We start from the raw sequence: 18,153 nt of genomic DNA, 5'->3' as shown, positions 1-18,153 counted from the left end.
CTGCCTGCAGCCGCGACTGTGAGGATTCGACCATGACCACTGCCATCAACTCTGCTGTGGAAAAAGGCGATGCCGTGATCGGCGCGCAATTGACCCGCGACGTCAGCCTGCCGGCGCTGGTGCTGCACCGCGAGGCGCTGGAGCACAACATTCGCTGGATGCAGAAATTTGTCAGCGACAGCGGCGCCGAACTCGCGCCCCACGGCAAAACCAGCATGACCCCGGCATTGTTCAAGCGTCAGCTCGACGCCGGCGCCTGGGGCATCACCCTCGCCAGCGCCACCCAGACCCGCGCCGCTTATGCCCACGGCGTGCGCCGGGTGCTGATGGCCAATCAACTGGTCGGCACGCCGAATATGGCGTTGATTGCCGATCTGCTTGCCGATCCGACGTTCGATTTCTATTGCATGGTCGATCACCCGGACAACGTCGCCGACCTCGGGGCTTACTTTGCTTCCCGTGGGGTCAAGCTCAACGTGATGATCGAATATGGCGTGGTCGGCGGGCGCTGCGGGTGCCGCAGCGAGCAGGAAGTCATCGAGCTGGCCAAGGCCATCGATGCGCAACCGTCGCTGGCGTTGACCGGCATTGAAGGTTACGAGGGCGTGATTCATGGTGATCACGCGGTCAGTGGCATTCGCCAGTTCGCCGCATCGCTGGTGCGCCTGGCGGTGCAGCTGCAGGACAGCGGCGCTTTCGCCATCGCCAAACCGATCATCACCGCATCGGGTTCAGCCTGGTATGACCTGATCGCCGAATCCTTCGAAACCCAGAACGCTGCTGGCCGCTTCCTCAGCGTGTTGCGCCCGGGCAGTTATGTCGCGCATGACCACGGCATCTACAAAGAGGCGCAGTGCTGCGTACTCGACCGTCGCAGCGATCTGCACGAAGGCCTGCGCCCGGCGCTGGAAGTCTGGGCTCATGTGCAGTCGCTGCCGGAACCGGGTTTCGCGGTGATCGCCCTGGGCAAGCGCGACGTCGCATTCGACGCCGGTTTGCCGGTGCCGTTGTTGCGCTACAAGGCCGGTGTGGTGTTGGCGACAGGTGATGATATCGGTGCGTGCAAGGTCACGGCGGTGATGGATCAGCATGCGTTCATGACCGTGGCGCCGGGTGTAGAACTGCGGGTCGGCGACATCATTTCCTTTGGTACTTCGCATCCGTGCCTGACGTTCGATAAATGGCGGGTGGGGTTGCTGGTGGATGAGCAGCTGGCGGTCATCGAGACCATGGAGACTTGTTTCTAAGGCTTGAGACCGAGGCGCGGCCAATCGCTGGCAAGCCAGCTCCCACAGGGCCGGAGGTGATTACCCAATTTATGTTCACCTTGACTATGTGGGAGCTGGCTTGCCAGCGATGACGCCACAACAGCCACCACCGAACGACCAGAGACCCTACCAGATGACCACGCTCAGCCCTCTGGGGCCCAACACCCCACGCATCGCCCTTATCGGCGAATGCATGATCGAACTGCAACAACGTGCCGACGGCAGTCTGCAGCAAAGCTTCGGTGGCGATACCCTCAATACGGCCGTTTACCTGTCTCGCGCGCTGGGCGACAAGGCGCAAGTCGACTACGTCACCGCGCTGGGCGATGACAGTTTCAGTGACGCAATGTGCCAGATCTGGCGCAGCGAAGGCATCGGCCTCAATCTGGTGCAGCGCCTGCCCGGTCGGCTGCCCGGTCTGTACTGCATCCAGACCGACGCCAACGGCGAGCGGCGCTTTCTGTACTGGCGCAACGAAGCGGCGGTGCGCGATTGCTTCACTACCCCTGCGGCCGAGCCGATTCTCGCGGCTTTGCCGGACTACGACGTGCTGTATTTCAGCGGAATCACCCTCGCCGTACTTGGCATGCAAGGCCGTGCCCGCCTGATCAAGACGTTGAGCGAAGCCCGGCAGCGCGATGCGCGCATCGTTTTCGACAACAACTACCGCCCACGCTTGTGGGCTTCTGTGGAAGAGGCCCGCGCGGCATATCGCAGCGTCTTGCCTTATGTCGATCTGGCGTTGCTCACCGTGGATGACGAACAGGCGTTGTTCGGGTTTGCCGATTGCGCTGAGGTGTTTGCCACGTATGCGCAGATTGGCACGCCAGAAGTGGTGCTCAAGCGTGGCGCCGAGGCGTGCCTGATTCGTTGTCAGGGGGAGGCGTTTGAGGTGCCGGCGCAAAAGGTCGACAAGGTTGTCGACACCACGGCGGCGGGGGATTCGTTCAGTGCGGCGTATCTGGCCCGACGCCTGCTCGGCGGCAGCCCGGCAGAAGCGGCGCAAGCGGGACATGAATTGGCCAGTCGGGTGATACAGGTGCCAGGGGCGCTGATCCCCAGGTAGTCAGAGAATGGCCGCTTGCTGCGCAATCGGTTCGCGAGCAGGCTCGCTCCCACAATGAAAACCCGGTCGAAATGTGGGAGCGAGCCTGCTCGCGAAGAAGCCCGGCAGCCAGCCGATCAATCCCGATAAAACACCTGCACCAGGTGATAACCAAACTTGCTCTTGATCGGCCCATGCACGGTGCGCAGTGGTTTCTTGAAAATCACCGCATCAATCGCGCCGACCATCTGTCCCGGTCGGACTTCGCCCAGATCACCGCCGCGTTTGCCGGACGGGCAGGTGGAAAACTTCTTCGCCAGCACATCGAATGCTTCGCCCTTGGCGATGCGCTGTTTGAGTTGTTCGGCCTCTTCGGCAGTTTTCACCAGAATGTGGCGGGCTTGGGCTTTCATCGTGCAATACCTGATAACGGGGTGACAGCGGGGCGCGCGATTATGCCTCAAGTCGCGGGGGCGGGTTGCTCAACTTGCGAATCTTGCTCGCGAGCACTTCAAGGACAAAGGGCTTGGCGACCATGTCCATGCCCTCTTCAAGAAAGCCCTGGCGCTCGGCAGCAATCTGCGCGTAACCGGTCATGAACAGCACTTTAAGCCCCGGACGATGTTGGCGAGCAATCTCCGCCAACTGGCGTCCGTTCATACCCGGCAGCCCGACATCGGTAACCAGCAGATCGACACGTTGCGCGGACTCGAACAAGGGCAGGGCGATCTTGGCGTTTGCCGCTTCGAAGGTTTTGTAGCCCAGCTCCCTCAGCAGATCGAGCACCAGCATGCGCACTGCCGGATCATCCTCGACTACAATCGCGGTCTCGCCCGAAGATGAAGCGGCAATCGGTTCGGCCGTCTCCACAGACGAGGATTCGGGCGCCGGCTCAAGCAAACGCGGCAAGTACAGGCGCACGCAAGTACCTTGCCCCGGTACGCTGTCGAGGCTGACGTGACCACCGGACTGCTGGGCGAAACCGTAGATCATCGACAGCCCGAGCCCGGTGCCCTGGCCGATGGGTTTGGTGGTGAAGAATGGATCGAACGCCTTGGAGCGGATTGAAGGAGTCATGCCGGTGCCGTTATCGCTGACCGCGAGCATCACATATTCCCCGGCCTTGACCGGTTCGAGAATGGTGATGTCGCTGCTGTCGAGATACACGTTCGCAGTCTGGATCAGCAACGTGCCGCCTTCGGGCATCGCGTCGCGGGCATTGATCACCAGATTGAGCAGGGCATTTTCCAGCTGACTGACGTCGGTGCTCACCGGCCAAACGTCTTCGGGCAGGCGCAGTTGCAGGTCGATCGGATCGCCTTTGGTGCGGCGGATCAGATCTTCCAGCGAGTGCACTAGCTCATTGACGTTCAGTTGCTTGCGGTCCAGCGACTGGCGCCGCGAGAACGCCAGCAAGCGATGCGTGAGCGCCGCCGCGCGATTGGCCGATGACACGGCCGCTTCGGTAAAACGGCCGATCTCGTCGGCACGACCATTGGCGATGTAGCGCTGCATCAAGTCCAGACTGCCGATAATGCCGGTGAGCATGTTGTTGAAGTCGTGGGCGATGCCCCCCGTGAGCTGGCCGACGGCTTCCATCTTCTGCGCATGGCGCAAGGCATCTTCGGCGCGCTCGCGTTCGAACATCTCGTTCTGCAAACGCTCGTTGGCCTGAGCCAGTTGCTCGGTGCGCGCGCTGACCCGCTCTTCGAGGGTCTCGTTGAGATTACGCAGGGCTTCTTCGGTTTTCTTGCGCTCGGTCTCGTCGATGACAAAGATGTAGAAGCCATTCACTGCACCGTCTGCGCCATGTCGCGGCAGATAATTCATGAGGGCATGACGGGTGCTGCCGTCGCGGTGGGGGGTATAGAAACTGAAGGAACAGGCGCGCCCGGCCAGCGCTTCGGCGATGTACGGCGCACGCAGGAAATACGCCTCTTCGCCGATGACCTCGCGAATCGTGCGCCCGTACAACTCCTGCGGTGTGAGGCCGTACCAGTCGAGATACGCTGCGTTGTTCAAGCGAAAACGTTCTTCGGCGTCGACATAGCTGATCAGGATCGGCATGGCGTTGATGATCAACTGCAATTCGGTCTGGCTCTGACGCAGCGCCTGTTCCGTGTGTTTGCGTTCGGTCAGGTCCAGCGCCGCGCCGAGAAAGCGCATCGGCCGACCATGATGATCCTTGTAGCAACGCCCCCGCGCGAACACCCAGCGCAGCGTGCCATCGGCCTGCAACAAGCGATATTCCTCAGCGTACTCGGTGCCGTGGGTGATGCAGTGCTTGATGCCGCGCGCAACCATTGCGCGATCTTCGGGGTGCACCCCGTGCATATATTCGCTGATCGGCAATTGCCCGGCCTTGCTCGGATCAACGCCATGCAGTTCGGCAAAATGCGCATCGGCAATGAATCGGTCTTCGCCAATGTCCCAGTCCCACGTACCGACGGCGTCGGCGGCGGCAAGGGCCAGTTGCAGACGCTCTTCGGACTGGCGCTGAGCCTTGAGGCTTTCCTCGGAACGGCGCTGCAATTCCAGGGCAATGCGGCGGCGCTCGTTGGTCTCAATGGCAGTGATCAGAATTCCGGCGACCTGTGCGGTTTCATCGCGAATCGGACTGTAGGTCAGATCCAGCCAGAAATCGGTTTTTTTGCCGTCGCGCTGCACGCTGAAACGTTGCTCGCTGAAGCTGCGCACCTGACCCTGCAGCACCGCTTGGTAAATCGGCTCGGCAAAATCCCGCACTTCCGGCCAGATCTCATGGGTTGGCTGCCCGAAGGCTTCGGGATGCTTGCTGCCAGCTAGCAGGGCAAAACCATTGTTGTAGATCTGCGTGAGTTGCGGGCCCCATAACAGCAGCATCGGCATCGGCGAATGAATCACGATGTCCACCGCCGTGCGCAGGCTCTGCGGCCAGGTGCCGGCGGCGCCTAGCGGGCTGCGGCTCCAGTCGGTGCGGGCAATCAAGGCCTGAGCGTCATCGGTGGTGGATACAGCATTCATGTTTCAATCCTGAGCGTGGTTCGGTGAGACGGGGTCTATCATTGTTGCAGGAGCCGCGCCAAGCGTCGGCCAAATTTGCTCATTCAATGCTTCGCGGGTGCTTTCAGCCATGGAAATCGATGCACTGTTGTCAACATTGTCGCAAAAAAACGGCTCGGATCTATTCCTCTCTACCGGCGCAGCGCCGAGCGCGCGCATTGATGGCGTGCTGACGGCGCTCAGCGATCAGCCATTCAAACCCGGCGAAACCGCGGCCATCGCCACCTCCCTGATGGACGCCGAGCAGCGCCGGGAGTTCGACCGGGATCTGGAAATGAACCTGGCAATCTCCCGAACGGGCGTCGGCCGGTTCCGGGTGAACATTTTCAAGCAGCGCAACGACGTTTCGATCGTTATCCGCAACGTCAAGGTCGACATCCCCCGATTCGAAGACCTGAAGCTGCCGCCGGTGCTGCTGGAAACGGTGATGCTCAAACGTGGCCTGATTCTTTTTGTCGGCGCTACCAGTTCGGGAAAGTCGACCTCCCTGGCGGCGCTGATCGATCATCGCAACCGCCACAGTGCCGGGCACATCGTGACCATCGAAGACCCGATCGAATATATCCATCGGCACAAGCGCTCGATCATCAATCAGCGTGAGGTTGGCGTCGATACGCGCAGCTTTCATGCTGCACTGAAGAACACTCTGCGCCAGGCACCGGATGTAGTGTTGATTGGCGAAATACGCGATCGCGAAACCATGGAGCATGCGCTCTCGTTTGCTGATACAGGGCATCTGGTGTTGTCGACATTACATGCGACCAACGCCAATCAGGCGCTGGATCGCATCATCAATATGTTTCCCGAGGAGAAGCGCGAACAGCTTTTGCAGACATTGGGCAACAACCTCAAAGCGTGTGTCTCGCAGCGTCTGGTCCGCACTGTCGACGGGCAAAGGCGCGCGGCGGTCGAGATTCTTCTGGGCACGCCGACCATCGCTGATCTGGTCCGCCGCGGTCAGTTCGAGGAACTCAAACCGCTGATGGAAAAATCATTCGAACTCGGTATGCAGACCTTTGACGCAGCACTGTTTGCGCTGGTTGCAGAAGGTGCTGTCAGCGAGCAGGAAGCATTGAAGAATGCCGATTCGGTGAATAACCTGAAGTTGCGAATTAAACTTCAGCACGATCAAGCGAGTGTTAACAATTCAGGCGCCGGCGAGTGGGGTTTAATGGACTGAGTCAATGTATTTGAATGTATCGAGTGTCTCGGCTGCAACAACGCTTAATAATTAACTCGTGGTGCGCTTATATATGCTTGGGTAAAACGTCAGCAGCTGAATGGTCAGCGGGTTTTTTGATGAGGTTTTACCGTGAGTGAACTAAACAGAAATAAAGTATTCAGGCCGTCGAAAGTTGCGTTGGCTGAGTGGAAGTTTCGATCTGAAGCAGATGGTGCCGAGCGTGACATGGTTCTTCGGCATCTGGAAGAAGCGTTAACCAAGTACAACGATAATGAGAAGATCAACTGGTACGCGCATGAGATAGAGCTGGAGCCTGGATCCTCGCTGTATGAAATCTACAATCCCGGCAGACTTCTGCTTGACGAGTTGCTGAGTACCGGGCCAGTCATTGGTGCGCTTGCTCGGGAAAATGCGACCGATCACAACGGTTTGGTGCGGATAACACCGGAAGGCAAGATGGAAGTCCGTGCCGTCAGAGGTTGGGTTGATCTGGTTGCGGCGCAGCACTTTCAATTCAGTCAGCCAACACGCTCGACGGTAAGTCTGATAGCGGATATCGCTGCGGTAGCCGGCGGTTATATCTGGCCTGATCTTGATATAACCCTGGATCAGTGGTTCAAGTTTCATGAAATCGATCTGCCTGATACCAAGGCCAGGATCACTAACTTGGTCGGTTTGTTCAGGTTTTCACCGCAGGTCAAGGAGCCAGTCAACTATTGGGAGCATTTTCAGACAAATGATACGAGCCTGAATGCATTATCCGAAGAGCAATTTTCCGATATTCGTGGCGCTACCGCCAAGTTGATGCCAAGGCCCAAGCTGCTGTTGGCTTTGTATAACATTACAGGCCAGGCTGAGATAGCTCACGAGACGGCAGCGCAGCGCCTGATTGAATTTGTCGCCTATCCAATTTCGCTGAATCTTGCCAGAAGCTATATCAAAGAGCTGAACTGGTACGGAGTGAATGAAGGGCAAACGGTTTCCGAAAATATCCTTCGCCAATTGCTGATGACCGCAATATTGCTTGATCTGGATCCATCGATCGGTCATTGCCACTTGATCAATCGACGAGACCTTTATTCGCCTGACAACATAGAACGTCATCCGACAGAAATACTCGACGAGTACACCGCGTTTGTGCGCAGTAAAAACTGGGTAAATCCAGTATTGGCGCCGCTGGTGGCCCATCTTCTTCTGGCACGCGTCGCGCCTGAATTGCTGGTCAGAAAAATTCCGGCTGAGGTCAGACTCGGGTCGATTGCGTGGATCAACTTCTGTCGTGCAGTGGTATTGGTCGAGGCTGCAAAAACCGGGGCTTCGCGGGAACTGACCTATGCGCAGATCATTGCTTACGGCGAATTGCAGCCCGTGAGCGAAGCGCAGAAACACATGCGCGATCTGGCGCTGATCGACCCGATCGTCGAGTGGGCGCTGCTCAACCGGATTTTTTCAAGAGCCGAGCTCGAGCAGGCGGAAGAGGCTTGTACAAGGCTGGCTATTGAGGCGTTTGAGCACCACGCAGAGCAATTCGCCCAAACAGCTCGCGCTTTTTCGACCCCCTTGCCCAACCGTGCGGAAATTGCCCGCACTCAATTGAGAAAGGCTGCGCCGGGCTGCGACACACTGGACGAAAAGGCGCTGTCCGAGGTAGGCGGGCAGCAGATCATGTCCATGGTCGATCTGCATCAATCGGGCGACATGGTCACTGGCCAGTGGGACAGACGCACTGTGCGACTGATCGTCAACGGATTGCCGCAACCGGCCATCAATTACAACCCTTCAGGTGTCAGTCTTTACCAGCGTTATCCGCATCTGCTTACGCTTGAATCCTGTGAAGAGGAAATGGAGCGTCAACTGGCGGCGCATTTCAAAGAGCTGAACAGCGGCATGCTGACTGCCGTCAAACTGGCGTTGGCGCACATGCCGGAAGCAGATCTGCAGGTGTTCATGAATGCCGACATACATTTTTTCACCGTGCGCGGATCTGCGTCCTATGTCACTACCCGTCGGGCCGGCGGCCCTCTGAATGTGGGGCTCGAACAAGAAACACAACAAAGCAGAGATGCCGCCACAGGACGTTTCGGGGTTGTGATGTATACATCCCATGGAGATGCGGATCTTTGTTATGAGCTATTTACCTCGCGCGCAGAATCCGGAAAGAATGATGCCCTCGGTGCATTCATCAGGCGGGAGCGGAAGCTCCAGCAACGCTCGAGAATGAGCGCCAGTGCCAATATGACGCTGCCCCTGAGCAATACTGCAACTCAGAGCGTTCCGCTGAACATCAAGCGCTATACCCATGCCGCAGCCGAGGACGCTTCAATTACCAGCAGCATGGCGATCATCGATTACTTCGGTGCGCTGGAAGCACCAACGCGATCTTCACAATCGCAGCGCGGCTTCTATCAAAAATTCAATGAGCCGAACGTCGCGCGCATCGCCGGATTTCTCGCCGATAACCGACCGTTCCTGAACAAGAGTGAGCTCAGAGAACTCGTGCGTATACCGACACCGCTGGAACTCTCCAAAGATGAAGGCGAACGGTTGCTGACTTATTTCATCGACCTGATCGTGCCGTTCAAGAAGTGCATTGAGGACATCGTCTCGGGCGAACACAATAAGATGGTGGACGGGTTCTACGGTTGTTTGATGGATGGCATCGGGCTAGTGGGAACTGTCGCTGGCGCCAGCTCGAAAGTGTTGAGTATTTCCGCCAAGGCCATTTCCACTACCGCCAAGGCTGCAAGCTTTACCCGATTGGCGTTTACTTCAGCCATCTCGCTTTTTAACCCCTTCGACGGCGTGCCCTCTGGCCTGCAGAGCGGTGGGAAACTGGTACACAAGGGCTTGTTGCGTTTTAACAAAAACAGCCACGACCTGATTGCCAGGGCGAATAGCCAGTTGCACAAACTCACTGGTCGCCGGCAATCCTATGATCTGCTCGACGCCTCCAATTCTGCACAACTAGGGATGGGCAGTTGGCGACCACGCGGGTTCGCTGGCGACGCCATCAATGTATTGGCAGCCCGCACTGGCGACAAATGGTATGCGTTGAATCGTCGTGGCAATCTTTGGGGCAATGCCCTGGACGGTTTCGCCTTTCACGCGCCGGTGCAACTGCCGTATTCACCGCGAACATTGCCGACGAGCTATACACGCCAGTTCGTCGAACACAGTCTGCCCCGTGCGCGGACCAAGATCGATAATGCCATCGAGGTGTTCCAGCGACATGACTTCAAGCGCGATCGCGAGTCGCTGATGAAGATTGTGTTCGGCAATGCCTCAGAGGTTTCCACTGATCGCCTGGTCAACTATCTGCGTTTGATCCGCTTCGACTTTGCGGGCTTTTCGATGAGCAACATGATTCTCGATGGCCTGAAAATCAACGACACACTCGCCTCGTTCGATGCCGACAACTACCAGCGCTGGAAAGATGCCGATGCGGGCGACAAGTCTGAAATCGCCTTCGTCGAAATCTACACGCGAAACCTCAACAGGCATTTCGTCAGTATGGGTTTCAACCACGACGTGGTCGCCGACGACCTGATTCATGAGCTGTTCCACGCCAGCGCGCAGACCGACGATGTCGGCTATGCCAGCGACGCCGTGCATGCCAGTGATGGCGGGCAGCGGCTGGACGTGAGCGAACTGATCAATCTGGGCGCCGGTTGCCTGGCGGCATCGGAGTCCGGCACTGACTGTCATGCGCCGTCGAGGGCCTTTGAAAACGCTGATTCACTCGCGCTGGCTACCTCGTTGCTGAGTCAATTGGCCACCGACAAGGCCACCTTCGATGAAAACATGTCGGTACTTCGCGGCGCACTGGAGGCCAGTGCTGGCAAAGCCATTGGCGAGCCGGTCGTCATCACCTTGAACAAACCTCGCTGACCCCAGGCACTGGCGTCACCCTGTCAGGTGAAACGCCAGTGCCTGCTTCACTCGGCCAGTTCGCGCCGATCCCGAAACTGCTCCAGCGCTTCGGGATTGGCCAGTGCGTCGGTATTTTTCACTGGCCTCCCATGCACGACATCGCGCACCGCCAGCTCCACGACTTTTCCGCTGATGGTGCGCGGTATATCGGTAACTGCGACGATGCGTGCGGGAACATGCCTGGGTGTGGTATTGGCGCGGATCACGTCGCGGATTCGCTGTTCAAGCCCTTTATCCAGCTCGACGCCGTCGCGCAAACGCACGAACAATACGACTCGCACATCCTCCTGCCATTGCTGGCCGATGGCGACGCTATCCAGTACCTCAGGGATTTTCTCGACCTGCCGATAGATTTCCGCCGTGCCGATGCGCACGCCACCCGGGTTCAACACCGCATCCGAGCGGCCATGGATCATCATCGCGCCATGGGGCAACTGTTCGGCGTAATCACCTTGTGCCCAGACGCCGGGGAACAGGCTGAAGTAGGACTGGCGGAGTTTTGTGTCGTCGGGGTCATTCCACAACCCGATCGGCATCGCCGGGAAGTGCCGCGTGCAGACCAGTTCACCTTTCTCACCGACAACCGGCTGGCCAGCGTCGTTCCACACCTCGACGGCCATGCCCAGGCTCTTGCCCATGATTTCTCCGCGCCGTACCGCTGACAGCGGGTTGCCATTGACGAAGCACGAAACGATGTCGGTGCCACCGGACATCGAGGCCAGACACACCTCGGTTTTGAAGTCGCGATAAACGAAATCGTAGCTTTGCGGTGACAAAGCCGAGCCTGTGCACAGCAGGGTTTTCAAACTGCTCAAGTCATGACTTTCGCAGGGCCTGGCGCCGCTGCTTTCCAGCGTCGCGAGGAATTTCGGACTGGTGCCAAACACGCTGATGCGTTCATCGTCGATCAGGTCGAGCAGGCGCTGGTGATCCGGGTGGAACGGCGAGCCGTCGAAGAGCACCACGGCGCTGCCAACCGCGAGCGCCGAAACCAGCCAGTTCCACATCATCCAGCCGCAGGTCGTGTAGTAGAACAAGCGATCACCGGGACCGAGGTCGCAGTGCAAACCATGTTCCTTGATGTGTTGCAGCAGCACGCCGCCGGTGCTGTGGACGATGCATTTCGGCACGCCGGTGGTACCGCTGGAGTACAGCACGTAGAGCGGATGATTGAACGGCACCGGGGTGAAATCCGGTTCGCCGCCGGGTTGATAAAAATCTTCCCACAAGCAGACATCGGCCAGGGTTTGGTAATCCTCGATGCGCGCTTGCGGACGGGCGTACGGGCGTACGGGACGATGATCAACTGCTGCAGTGACGGCAGTTGTGCAAGGATTTCGTTGAGCTTGGCGGTCTGATCCAGAGTTTTTCCGGCGTATTGATAACCGGCACAGGTGAGCAGCACTTTCGGTTCGATCTGGCCAAAGCGATCGATCACGCCGTGGGTGCCGAAGTCGGGCGACGAGCAGGACCAGATCGCGCCGAGGCTGGTGGTGGCCAGCATCGCCACCAGGGTTTGCCAGGTGTTGGGCATGCAAGCCGCCACGCGATCACCCCGACCGACGCCCGCAGCGCGCAGGCTCGCCTGAAACCCGGCGACCTGTTCGGCCAACTCGGCCCAGGTCAGTTGTTCGCGCTGACCATTCTCTGCAACTGCGATCACGGCCACGGCATCGTCGCGGCGGCGCAACAGGTGTTCGGCGAAGTTCAGCGTCGCGCCCGGGAACCACTCGGCGCTGGGCATTTCTGCACCTTCACGCAAGACGGCGTCGGGCTGAGTGTGGAAGCGGATGTCGAAGAAATCGACGATCGCCTGCCAGAACGCCGGGCGCTGATCGATGCTCCATTGGTGCAGGGCAGGGTAGCCGTCGAGCTTAAGCGAATGCCGCTGATTGATATCGCGCCGGAAGGCATCCATACGCGAACCTGCGATACGCTGGGTGTCGGGTTGCCAGAGGATGTCGGACATGGGGTTGCCTCTTCTTATCGGATTACACATACCCCTCTAGGAGTGAGCCTGCTCGCGATAGCGATTTTCCAGTCGACTTCAACGGTGAGTGGCCGTCCGTTATCGCGAGCAGGCTCACTCCTACATGGGGGCGACGCGGATTATTGCGCCAGCCAGCCACCATCAATATTCCACGCCGCGCCGCGCACCTGGCTGCCGGCTTCGCTGCACAAGAACAGCACCAACTCACCCAGATGCTGCGGTGTGACAAACTCCAGCGAGGGCTGTTTTTCCGCCAGCAGATCATGCTGCGCCTGCTGCGGATCGACACCCTTGGCCGCGCGATCGTCGATCTGCTTCTGCACCAGCGGCGTCAACACCCAGCCCGGACAGATCGCATTGCAGGTGACATTGCTGGTCGCGGTTTCCAGCCCGACCACTTTGGTCAGGCCGATCACGCCATGCTTGGCGGCAACGTACGCGGCTTTGCCGGTGGAGCCGACCTGACCATGCACCGAGGCAATATTGATAATGCGCCCCCAGTTCTTGCGGCGCATGCCCGGCAGACTCAAACGGGTGCTGTGGAACACCGATGACAGGTTGATCGCAATGATCGAATCCCAGCGCTCAACCGGAAACTCTTCTACCGCCGCAACGTGCTGAATGCCGGCGTTGTTGACCAGAATGTCGACGCCGCCAAACTCGCGCTCGGCGTAGGCGACCATGTCGGCAATCTGCGCCGGGTCGCTGACATCGGCGGGATGATGGCCGACCTTGCCGCCGAACTGAGCGACTTCGGCGATCATCTTCGAGGCGTCGCCGAAGCCATTGAGGATCAGGTTGGCGCCGGCCTTCGCGAGAGTCAGCGCGATGCCCAGGCCGATGCCGCTGGTGGAGCCGGTCACCAAAGCTGTCTTGCCGGAAAGAGTGGTCATGAATACCTCACACAATGCCAGTAGCGTAGAAAGTGCCGATCACCACGAAAACCGCGAGGGTCTTGATCAGCGTAATACAGAAAATGTCTTTATAGGCTTCGCGGTGGGTCAATCCGGTCACCGCCAGCAGGGTGATCACCGCGCCGTTGTGCGGCAGGGTGTCCATGCCGCCGCTGGCCATCGCGGCCACGCGGTGCAGCACTTCCAGCGGGATATTCGCCGCGTGCGCCGCGCTGATGAACTGCTCGGACATCGCCGCCAGCGCAATGCTCATGCCGCCCGAGGCCGAACCGGTGATACCGGCCAGCAGCGTTACGGTGATCGCTTCGTTGACCAACGGATTGGGAATCTGCTTGAGCCAGTCGGCCAGCACCAAAAAGCCCGGCAGCGAAGCGATTACCGCACCAAAGCCGTATTCAGACGCTGTGTTCATGGCCGCGAGCAACGCACCGCTGACTGCGCTTTTGCTGCCTTCGGCGAGCTTGCTTTTAATCGCCTTGAAGCCGAACGCCAGCACCATGAGGATGCCGACAAGCAACGCCGCCTGCACCGCCCAGATCGCCGTGAGCTTGGCGATTTCGGTGGTGACCGGTGCGGCCATGCCCGGCAGTGCGAGGCTGTGGGTCTTGCCGTACCACTGCGGAATCCATTGGGTGAACAGCAGGTTCATGATGCCCACGGCCAGCAATGGCGACAGGGCAATCCACGGGTTGGGCAGTTTCAGGTCTTCGGCAGTTTCCGGTTCGTTGCGCAGTTCAGTGCCGTAGCCTTCGCCGGCACGTTGCGCCTTGTTGCGTTGGCGCTGCAAAAACAGCATGCCGGCGCAGAACACGAAAATCGTGCCGATCACCCCCAGCCAAGGCGCCGCCCAAGCGGTGGTGTTGAAGAAGGTGCTGGGGATGATGTTCTGGATTTGCGGCGTGCCGGGCAGGGCATCCATGGTGAACGAGAATGCACCGAGGGCAATGGTCGCCGGGATCAAACGCTTGGGGATATTGCTCTGACGGAACATCTCCGCTGCAAACGGATAAACGGCGAAGACCACAACGAACAACGACACGCCGCCGTAAGTCAGCAGGGCACAGACCAGCACGATCACCAGCATCGCTTGTTTGGTACCGAGCAGGCGAATCGCAGCGGCCACGATCGAGCGTGAGAAACCGGACAGTTCGATCAGCTTGCCGAACACCGCGCCGAGCAGGAATACCGGGAAGTAGAGCTTGATGAAACCGACCATCTTGTCCATGAACACCCCGGTGAACGCGGGGGCAACGGCGGACGGATCGGTCAGCAGCACCGCGCCGAGAGCGGCGATCGGAGCGAAGAGGATGACGCTGTAGCCACGGTAAGCGGCGAGCATCAGCAGCGTCAGGGCTGCCAAGGCAATGATCACACTCATGGTGTGTCTCTCCAGGATTGTTATTTTTGTGGGTGGAACGGGTGCGGAGAGTGGGTTAGCGAGATTTGTGCCAATCTTCTAACTGGTTGAAATATAAGGAAATTAGATCAGAGTCGCGTTCTGGGAGCTGTTTTTGTCTCTTTATTGAGATTTTCTTTGAATGGGTCGGCGCCTTCGCGAGCAGGCACGCTCCCACATTTGACATGGATTTCCATGTGGGAGCGAGCCTGCTCGCGAAGCTTTTGTTTTGTCTTCATGCAGAGACTCGATATCTCTTTATGTAGACTCTGCGATCCCCAGCGCAGCCATTTTCTTGTACAGCGTCGACCGCCCCAGCCCCAGCCGAACCGCAGCCTCCGGTACATTCCCCGCGCATTGGGCCAGGGTCGACTCGATCAAATGCCGATCAAACCGCGCCCGCGCCTGTGCAAATGTCTCCCCAGCGGAGACTTGCATGCTCGGCTCCGCCGTCCGCTCAACCGGAGTAAAGGTGCCAATCGCCCCGCGAATATCCTGCTCCGTCAACATCAGATCATCACTGAGCAACGCCGCCCGCTCCAGCACATTACGCAACTCACGGATGTTGCCTGGCCAGGCATGCTGGCCGAGCAACGCCAGCGCGTCGCGGTGCAGTTCATGCTGGCTGCGCAGCTCTTCGAGAATCGCCTCGCTCAGCGCCGGCAAATCGTCGAGACGTTCACGCAGCGGCGGCACCTGGATCGGCAGGACATTGAGGCGGTAGTACAAATCGGCGCGAAATTCGCCGCGCTTGATCGCCGCCTGCAAATCCGTCGACGTCGCGGCAATTACCCGCACATCGCTCTGAATCACTTCATTGGAGCCGACCGGCTCGAACTCCTTTTCCTGCAACACGCGCAGCAGTTTGCTTTGCAGCGGTAGCGGCATATCGCCGATCTCATCGAGAAACAGCGTGCCACCCTGAGCGATTTGTAATTTACCGGTGCGGCCCTTGCGGTCAGCGCCGGTAAAGGCGCCGGGGGCCGTGCCAAAGAACTCGGCTTCCAGCAGCGCCTCGGGAATTGCCGCGCTGTTGATGCTGACGAAGGCTTTGTGCGCGCGTGGCGAGGCGCTGTGAATCGCTTGGGCAAGCAACTCCTTGCCGGTGCCGGTTTCTCCCAGCAGCAACACGGGCGAATCAGCGCTGGCGCTTCGTCGCGCACGTCGTTTGACTTCAAGGCTGGCAGCGCTGGTACCGATGAAATGGGCGAAGTTGTATTTGGTCTGCCGCGCACGCAGCAGCGAGCGGGTCGAGGCCAGTTCCTCCTGCATGCTCAGGTAACGCTTGAGCATCGGCGACAGCGTGCGCAACTCGTCGAACAGAGCGAAACCGATGGCGCCGATCACGCTGCCAGCGTCGTCGTGGATCGGCAGGCGCATCACCACCAGCGGTTCCTTGGGCGTGTCCTGCATGTCCAGCAGAATTGGCCGACCGGTGCGCACCACCTCGCGCAGCAGGCTGCCGGGGATCACGCTTTCGCAAGGCTTGCCGATAGCGCCTGCCGCCGATTCGAGACCAAAGCGCCGGGCATAGCGTTCGTTCATCCAGACGATGTTCGCATCGCGATCGACAATCACCGTGCCCTCACTGGATTGCTCGATGATCTCGAACAGCGAACGGATCGCCAGAGTGCGGACTCGTTGGTAGTCCTTGAGGCTTTCGGTGGTGTTCATGGAGGCTGGTCCTGATTGTTTGTTGCCGGTACCGATCCCTTCGCGAGCAGGCTCGCTCCCACAGGGGCCTGCATTCCAAATGTGGGAGCGAGCCTGCTCGCGAATGCCGCGCCGCGGATTAACAGAAAAAAACTACCCCGGATGCGCCGCCGCCAACAGCTCTTTGGTATACGGATGCTGCGGGTTGTCGAACACGTCATGGCTTGCACCACGCTCGACCACCTGACCGTCCTTGATCACGATCATGTCATGCGCCAACGCGCGCACCACCGCCAGATCATGACTGATGAACAGGTAGGTCAAACCGTATTTCTCCTGCAGATCACGGAGCAGGGCGACCACTTGTTTCTGCACGGTGCGGTCGAGCGCAGAGGTCGGTTCGTCAAGCAAAATCAGCGCCGGTTTCAGCACCAGAGCCCGGGCAATGGCGATGCGTTGGCGCTGGCCACCGGAAAACTCATGGGGATAACGGTGGCGGCTCTCGGGGTCGAGGCCAACTTCCCTGAGCACGCGAATCACTTGCTCATCGCACTCATTGGCCGTCGACTCGCAATGCACTTCGAGGCCTTCGCTGATGATCTGTGCCACCGACATGCGCGGGCTCAGGCTGCCAAACGGGTCCTGAAACACCACCTGCATCTGCCGCCGCCACGGCCGCAGCTGCTTTTGATTGAGGCCGTCCAGCGCTTCGCCCTGAAAGCGAATGCTGCCCTCGGAATCCAGCAAGCGCAGGATCGCCTGACCCAGCGTCGACTTGCCCGAACCGGACTCGCCAACAATGCCCAAGGTCTTGCCGCGCTGGATATTCAGGCTGATGCCATCGACAGCGCGCAGATACTGCTTGCGCCTGAACAATCCGCCGCCGACCTGGAAATCGACGCGCAGGTCAGCGACTTCCAGTACATTTTCACGTTCGTCACGGGGCAGGGCTTCACCTTCCGGCTCAGCGTTCAACAGCACGCAGCTGTAAGGGTGTTTGGGTTCGGTGAACAGGGTTTCGCAGGGTGCCTGCTCGACGATCTCGCCAGCCTTCATCACGCACACCCGCTGCGCGATGCTGCGCACCAGATTGAGGTCATGGCTGATCAGCAACAGTGACATGCCGAGCCGCTGTTGCAGGGACTTGAGCAGCAAGAGAATCTTGCGTTGCACGGTGACATCCAGCGCCGTGGTCGGCTCGTCGGCAATCAACAACTCCGGTTCGCAGGCCAGGGCCATGGCGATCATCACCCGTTGCCGTTGCCCGCCAGAGAGTTGATGCGGATAAGCTTTCAGGCGTTCCTTGGGCTTTTGAATGCCGACCAGTCCGAGCAATTCGAGAATGCGCTGCTGCGCTTGCTTGCCGCCGAGGCCGCGGTGCAGCAACAGGGTCTCGCCGATCTGCTTTTCGATGGTGTGCAGCGGATTGAGCGAAGTCATCGGCTCCTGAAAGATCATGGCGATGCGATTGCCGCGCAGTTCTCGCAAGACCTTCGGATCAGCACCGAGCAACTCCTGCCCGCGATAGCGGATGCTGCCACGGGTTTGCGCCTCACTCTCAGGCAGCAGTTGCAGGATCGAATGCGCGGTCACCGATTTCCCCGAGCCCGATTCGCCGACCAGCGCCAGGCACTCACCGGGGCGGATATCCAGGCACAGGTCACGCACCACAGTCTGACCATGGAAGGCGACATTGAGGTTGCGTATTTCAATCAGGTTTTCAGTCATGGTC

10 protein-coding genes and 1 pseudogene are annotated in these 18,153 nt (G+C 59.2%); 4 read left to right on the top strand and 7 right to left on the bottom strand.

The window, feature by feature from the left end:
* Positions 1 to 32 precede the first annotated feature (32 nt).
* Positions 33 to 1,247 carry an amino acid deaminase gene (locus tag BXA01_RS03200; protein WP_076563191.1) on the top strand — a complete coding sequence of 405 codons (1,215 nt, stop codon included), beginning with the start codon at positions 33 to 35 and terminating at the stop codon, positions 1,245 to 1,247.
* Positions 1,248 to 1,401: 154 nt separating this feature from the next.
* On the top strand, positions 1,402 to 2,334 hold the full coding sequence (locus tag BXA01_RS03195) for a sugar kinase (RefSeq protein WP_076563190.1): 933 nt from the start codon (positions 1,402 to 1,404) through the stop codon (positions 2,332 to 2,334).
* Positions 2,335 to 2,450: 116 nt separating this feature from the next.
* On the opposite strand, the gene BXA01_RS03190 is transcribed toward BXA01_RS03195, so the two are convergent.
* Together BXA01_RS03190 and BXA01_RS03185 are read right to left on the bottom strand one after the other, a co-directional pair.
* Positions 2,451 to 2,726 carry a peptidylprolyl isomerase gene (locus BXA01_RS03190; RefSeq protein ID WP_007912322.1) on the bottom strand — a complete coding sequence of 92 codons (276 nt, stop codon included), beginning with the start codon at positions 2,724 to 2,726 and terminating at the stop codon, positions 2,451 to 2,453.
* Positions 2,727 to 2,766: 40 nt separating this feature from the next.
* A complete protein-coding gene (locus BXA01_RS03185; protein ID WP_076563189.1) occupies positions 2,767 to 5,316 on the bottom strand; it encodes a PAS domain-containing hybrid sensor histidine kinase/response regulator in 2,550 nt (849 codons plus the stop codon).
* Between the two features lie 109 nt (positions 5,317 to 5,425).
* On the opposite strand from BXA01_RS03185, the gene BXA01_RS03180 reads away from it, so the two are divergent.
* Together BXA01_RS03180 and BXA01_RS03175 are read left to right on the top strand one after the other, a co-directional pair.
* On the top strand, positions 5,426 to 6,535 hold the full coding sequence (locus BXA01_RS03180; RefSeq protein ID WP_076563188.1) for a PilT/PilU family type 4a pilus ATPase: 1,110 nt from the start codon (positions 5,426 to 5,428) through the stop codon (positions 6,533 to 6,535).
* A 132-nt stretch (positions 6,536 to 6,667) separates the two neighbouring features.
* Positions 6,668 to 10,426, top strand: a complete 3,759-nt coding sequence (locus BXA01_RS03175; RefSeq protein WP_076563187.1) for a hypothetical protein — start codon at positions 6,668 to 6,670, stop codon at positions 10,424 to 10,426.
* 47 nt (positions 10,427 to 10,473) lie between these two features.
* Here the strand turns inward: BXA01_RS03175 and BXA01_RS03170 are convergent.
* The 5 genes and pseudogenes from BXA01_RS03170 to BXA01_RS03150 form a co-directional block, all read right to left on the bottom strand.
* Positions 10,474 to 12,386: pseudogene (locus tag BXA01_RS03170) on the bottom strand (acetoacetate--CoA ligase).
* A 191-nt stretch (positions 12,387 to 12,577) separates the two neighbouring features.
* Positions 12,578 to 13,351: a 3-hydroxybutyrate dehydrogenase gene (gene hbdH, locus BXA01_RS03165; RefSeq protein WP_076563186.1), complete on the bottom strand. Its 774-nt coding sequence runs from the start codon at positions 13,349 to 13,351 to the stop codon at positions 12,578 to 12,580.
* Positions 13,352 to 13,358: 7 nt separating this feature from the next.
* On the bottom strand, positions 13,359 to 14,750 hold the full coding sequence (locus BXA01_RS03160) for a GntP family permease (protein ID WP_016774505.1): 1,392 nt from the start codon (positions 14,748 to 14,750) through the stop codon (positions 13,359 to 13,361).
* Between the two features lie 276 nt (positions 14,751 to 15,026).
* On the bottom strand, positions 15,027 to 16,442 hold the full coding sequence (locus BXA01_RS03155; RefSeq protein ID WP_076563185.1) for a sigma-54 interaction domain-containing protein: 1,416 nt from the start codon (positions 16,440 to 16,442) through the stop codon (positions 15,027 to 15,029).
* A gap of 132 nt (positions 16,443 to 16,574) precedes the next feature.
* Positions 16,575 to 18,149 carry an ABC transporter ATP-binding protein gene (locus BXA01_RS03150; RefSeq protein ID WP_076563184.1) on the bottom strand — a complete coding sequence of 525 codons (1,575 nt, stop codon included), beginning with the start codon at positions 18,147 to 18,149 and terminating at the stop codon, positions 16,575 to 16,577.
* Between the last annotated feature and the right edge of the window lie 4 nt (positions 18,150 to 18,153).

Origin of the sequence: Pseudomonas sp. B10 (assembly GCF_900156235.1) — a bacterium.
Taxonomy (GTDB): domain Bacteria; phylum Pseudomonadota; class Gammaproteobacteria; order Pseudomonadales; family Pseudomonadaceae; genus Aquipseudomonas; species Aquipseudomonas siliginis.
This window is presented reverse-complemented; position numbering and strand designations above follow the sequence as displayed.

Bases quoted from the DNA above. Each gene is read 5' to 3' on its own strand.
- BXA01_RS03200 (WP_076563191.1), top strand. From the start codon at position 33: ATGACCACTGCCATCAACTCTGCTGTGGAAAAAGGCGATGCCGTGATC.
- BXA01_RS03195 (WP_076563190.1), top strand. From the start codon at position 1,402: ATGACCACGCTCAGCCCTCTGGGGCCCAACACCCCACGCATCGCCCTT.
- BXA01_RS03190 (WP_007912322.1), bottom strand. From the start codon at position 2,726: ATGAAAGCCCAAGCCCGCCACATTCTGGTGAAAACTGCCGAAGAGGCC.
- BXA01_RS03185 (WP_076563189.1), bottom strand. From the start codon at position 5,316: ATGAATGCTGTATCCACCACCGATGACGCTCAGGCCTTGATTGCCCGC.
- BXA01_RS03180 (WP_076563188.1), top strand. From the start codon at position 5,426: ATGGAAATCGATGCACTGTTGTCAACATTGTCGCAAAAAAACGGCTCG.
- hbdH (WP_076563186.1), bottom strand. From the start codon at position 13,351: ATGACCACTCTTTCCGGCAAGACAGCTTTGGTGACCGGCTCCACCAGC.
- BXA01_RS03160 (WP_016774505.1), bottom strand. From the start codon at position 14,750: ATGAGTGTGATCATTGCCTTGGCAGCCCTGACGCTGCTGATGCTCGCC.
- BXA01_RS03155 (WP_076563185.1), bottom strand. From the start codon at position 16,442: ATGAACACCACCGAAAGCCTCAAGGACTACCAACGAGTCCGCACTCTG.
- BXA01_RS03150 (WP_076563184.1), bottom strand. From the start codon at position 18,149: ATGACTGAAAACCTGATTGAAATACGCAACCTCAATGTCGCCTTCCAT.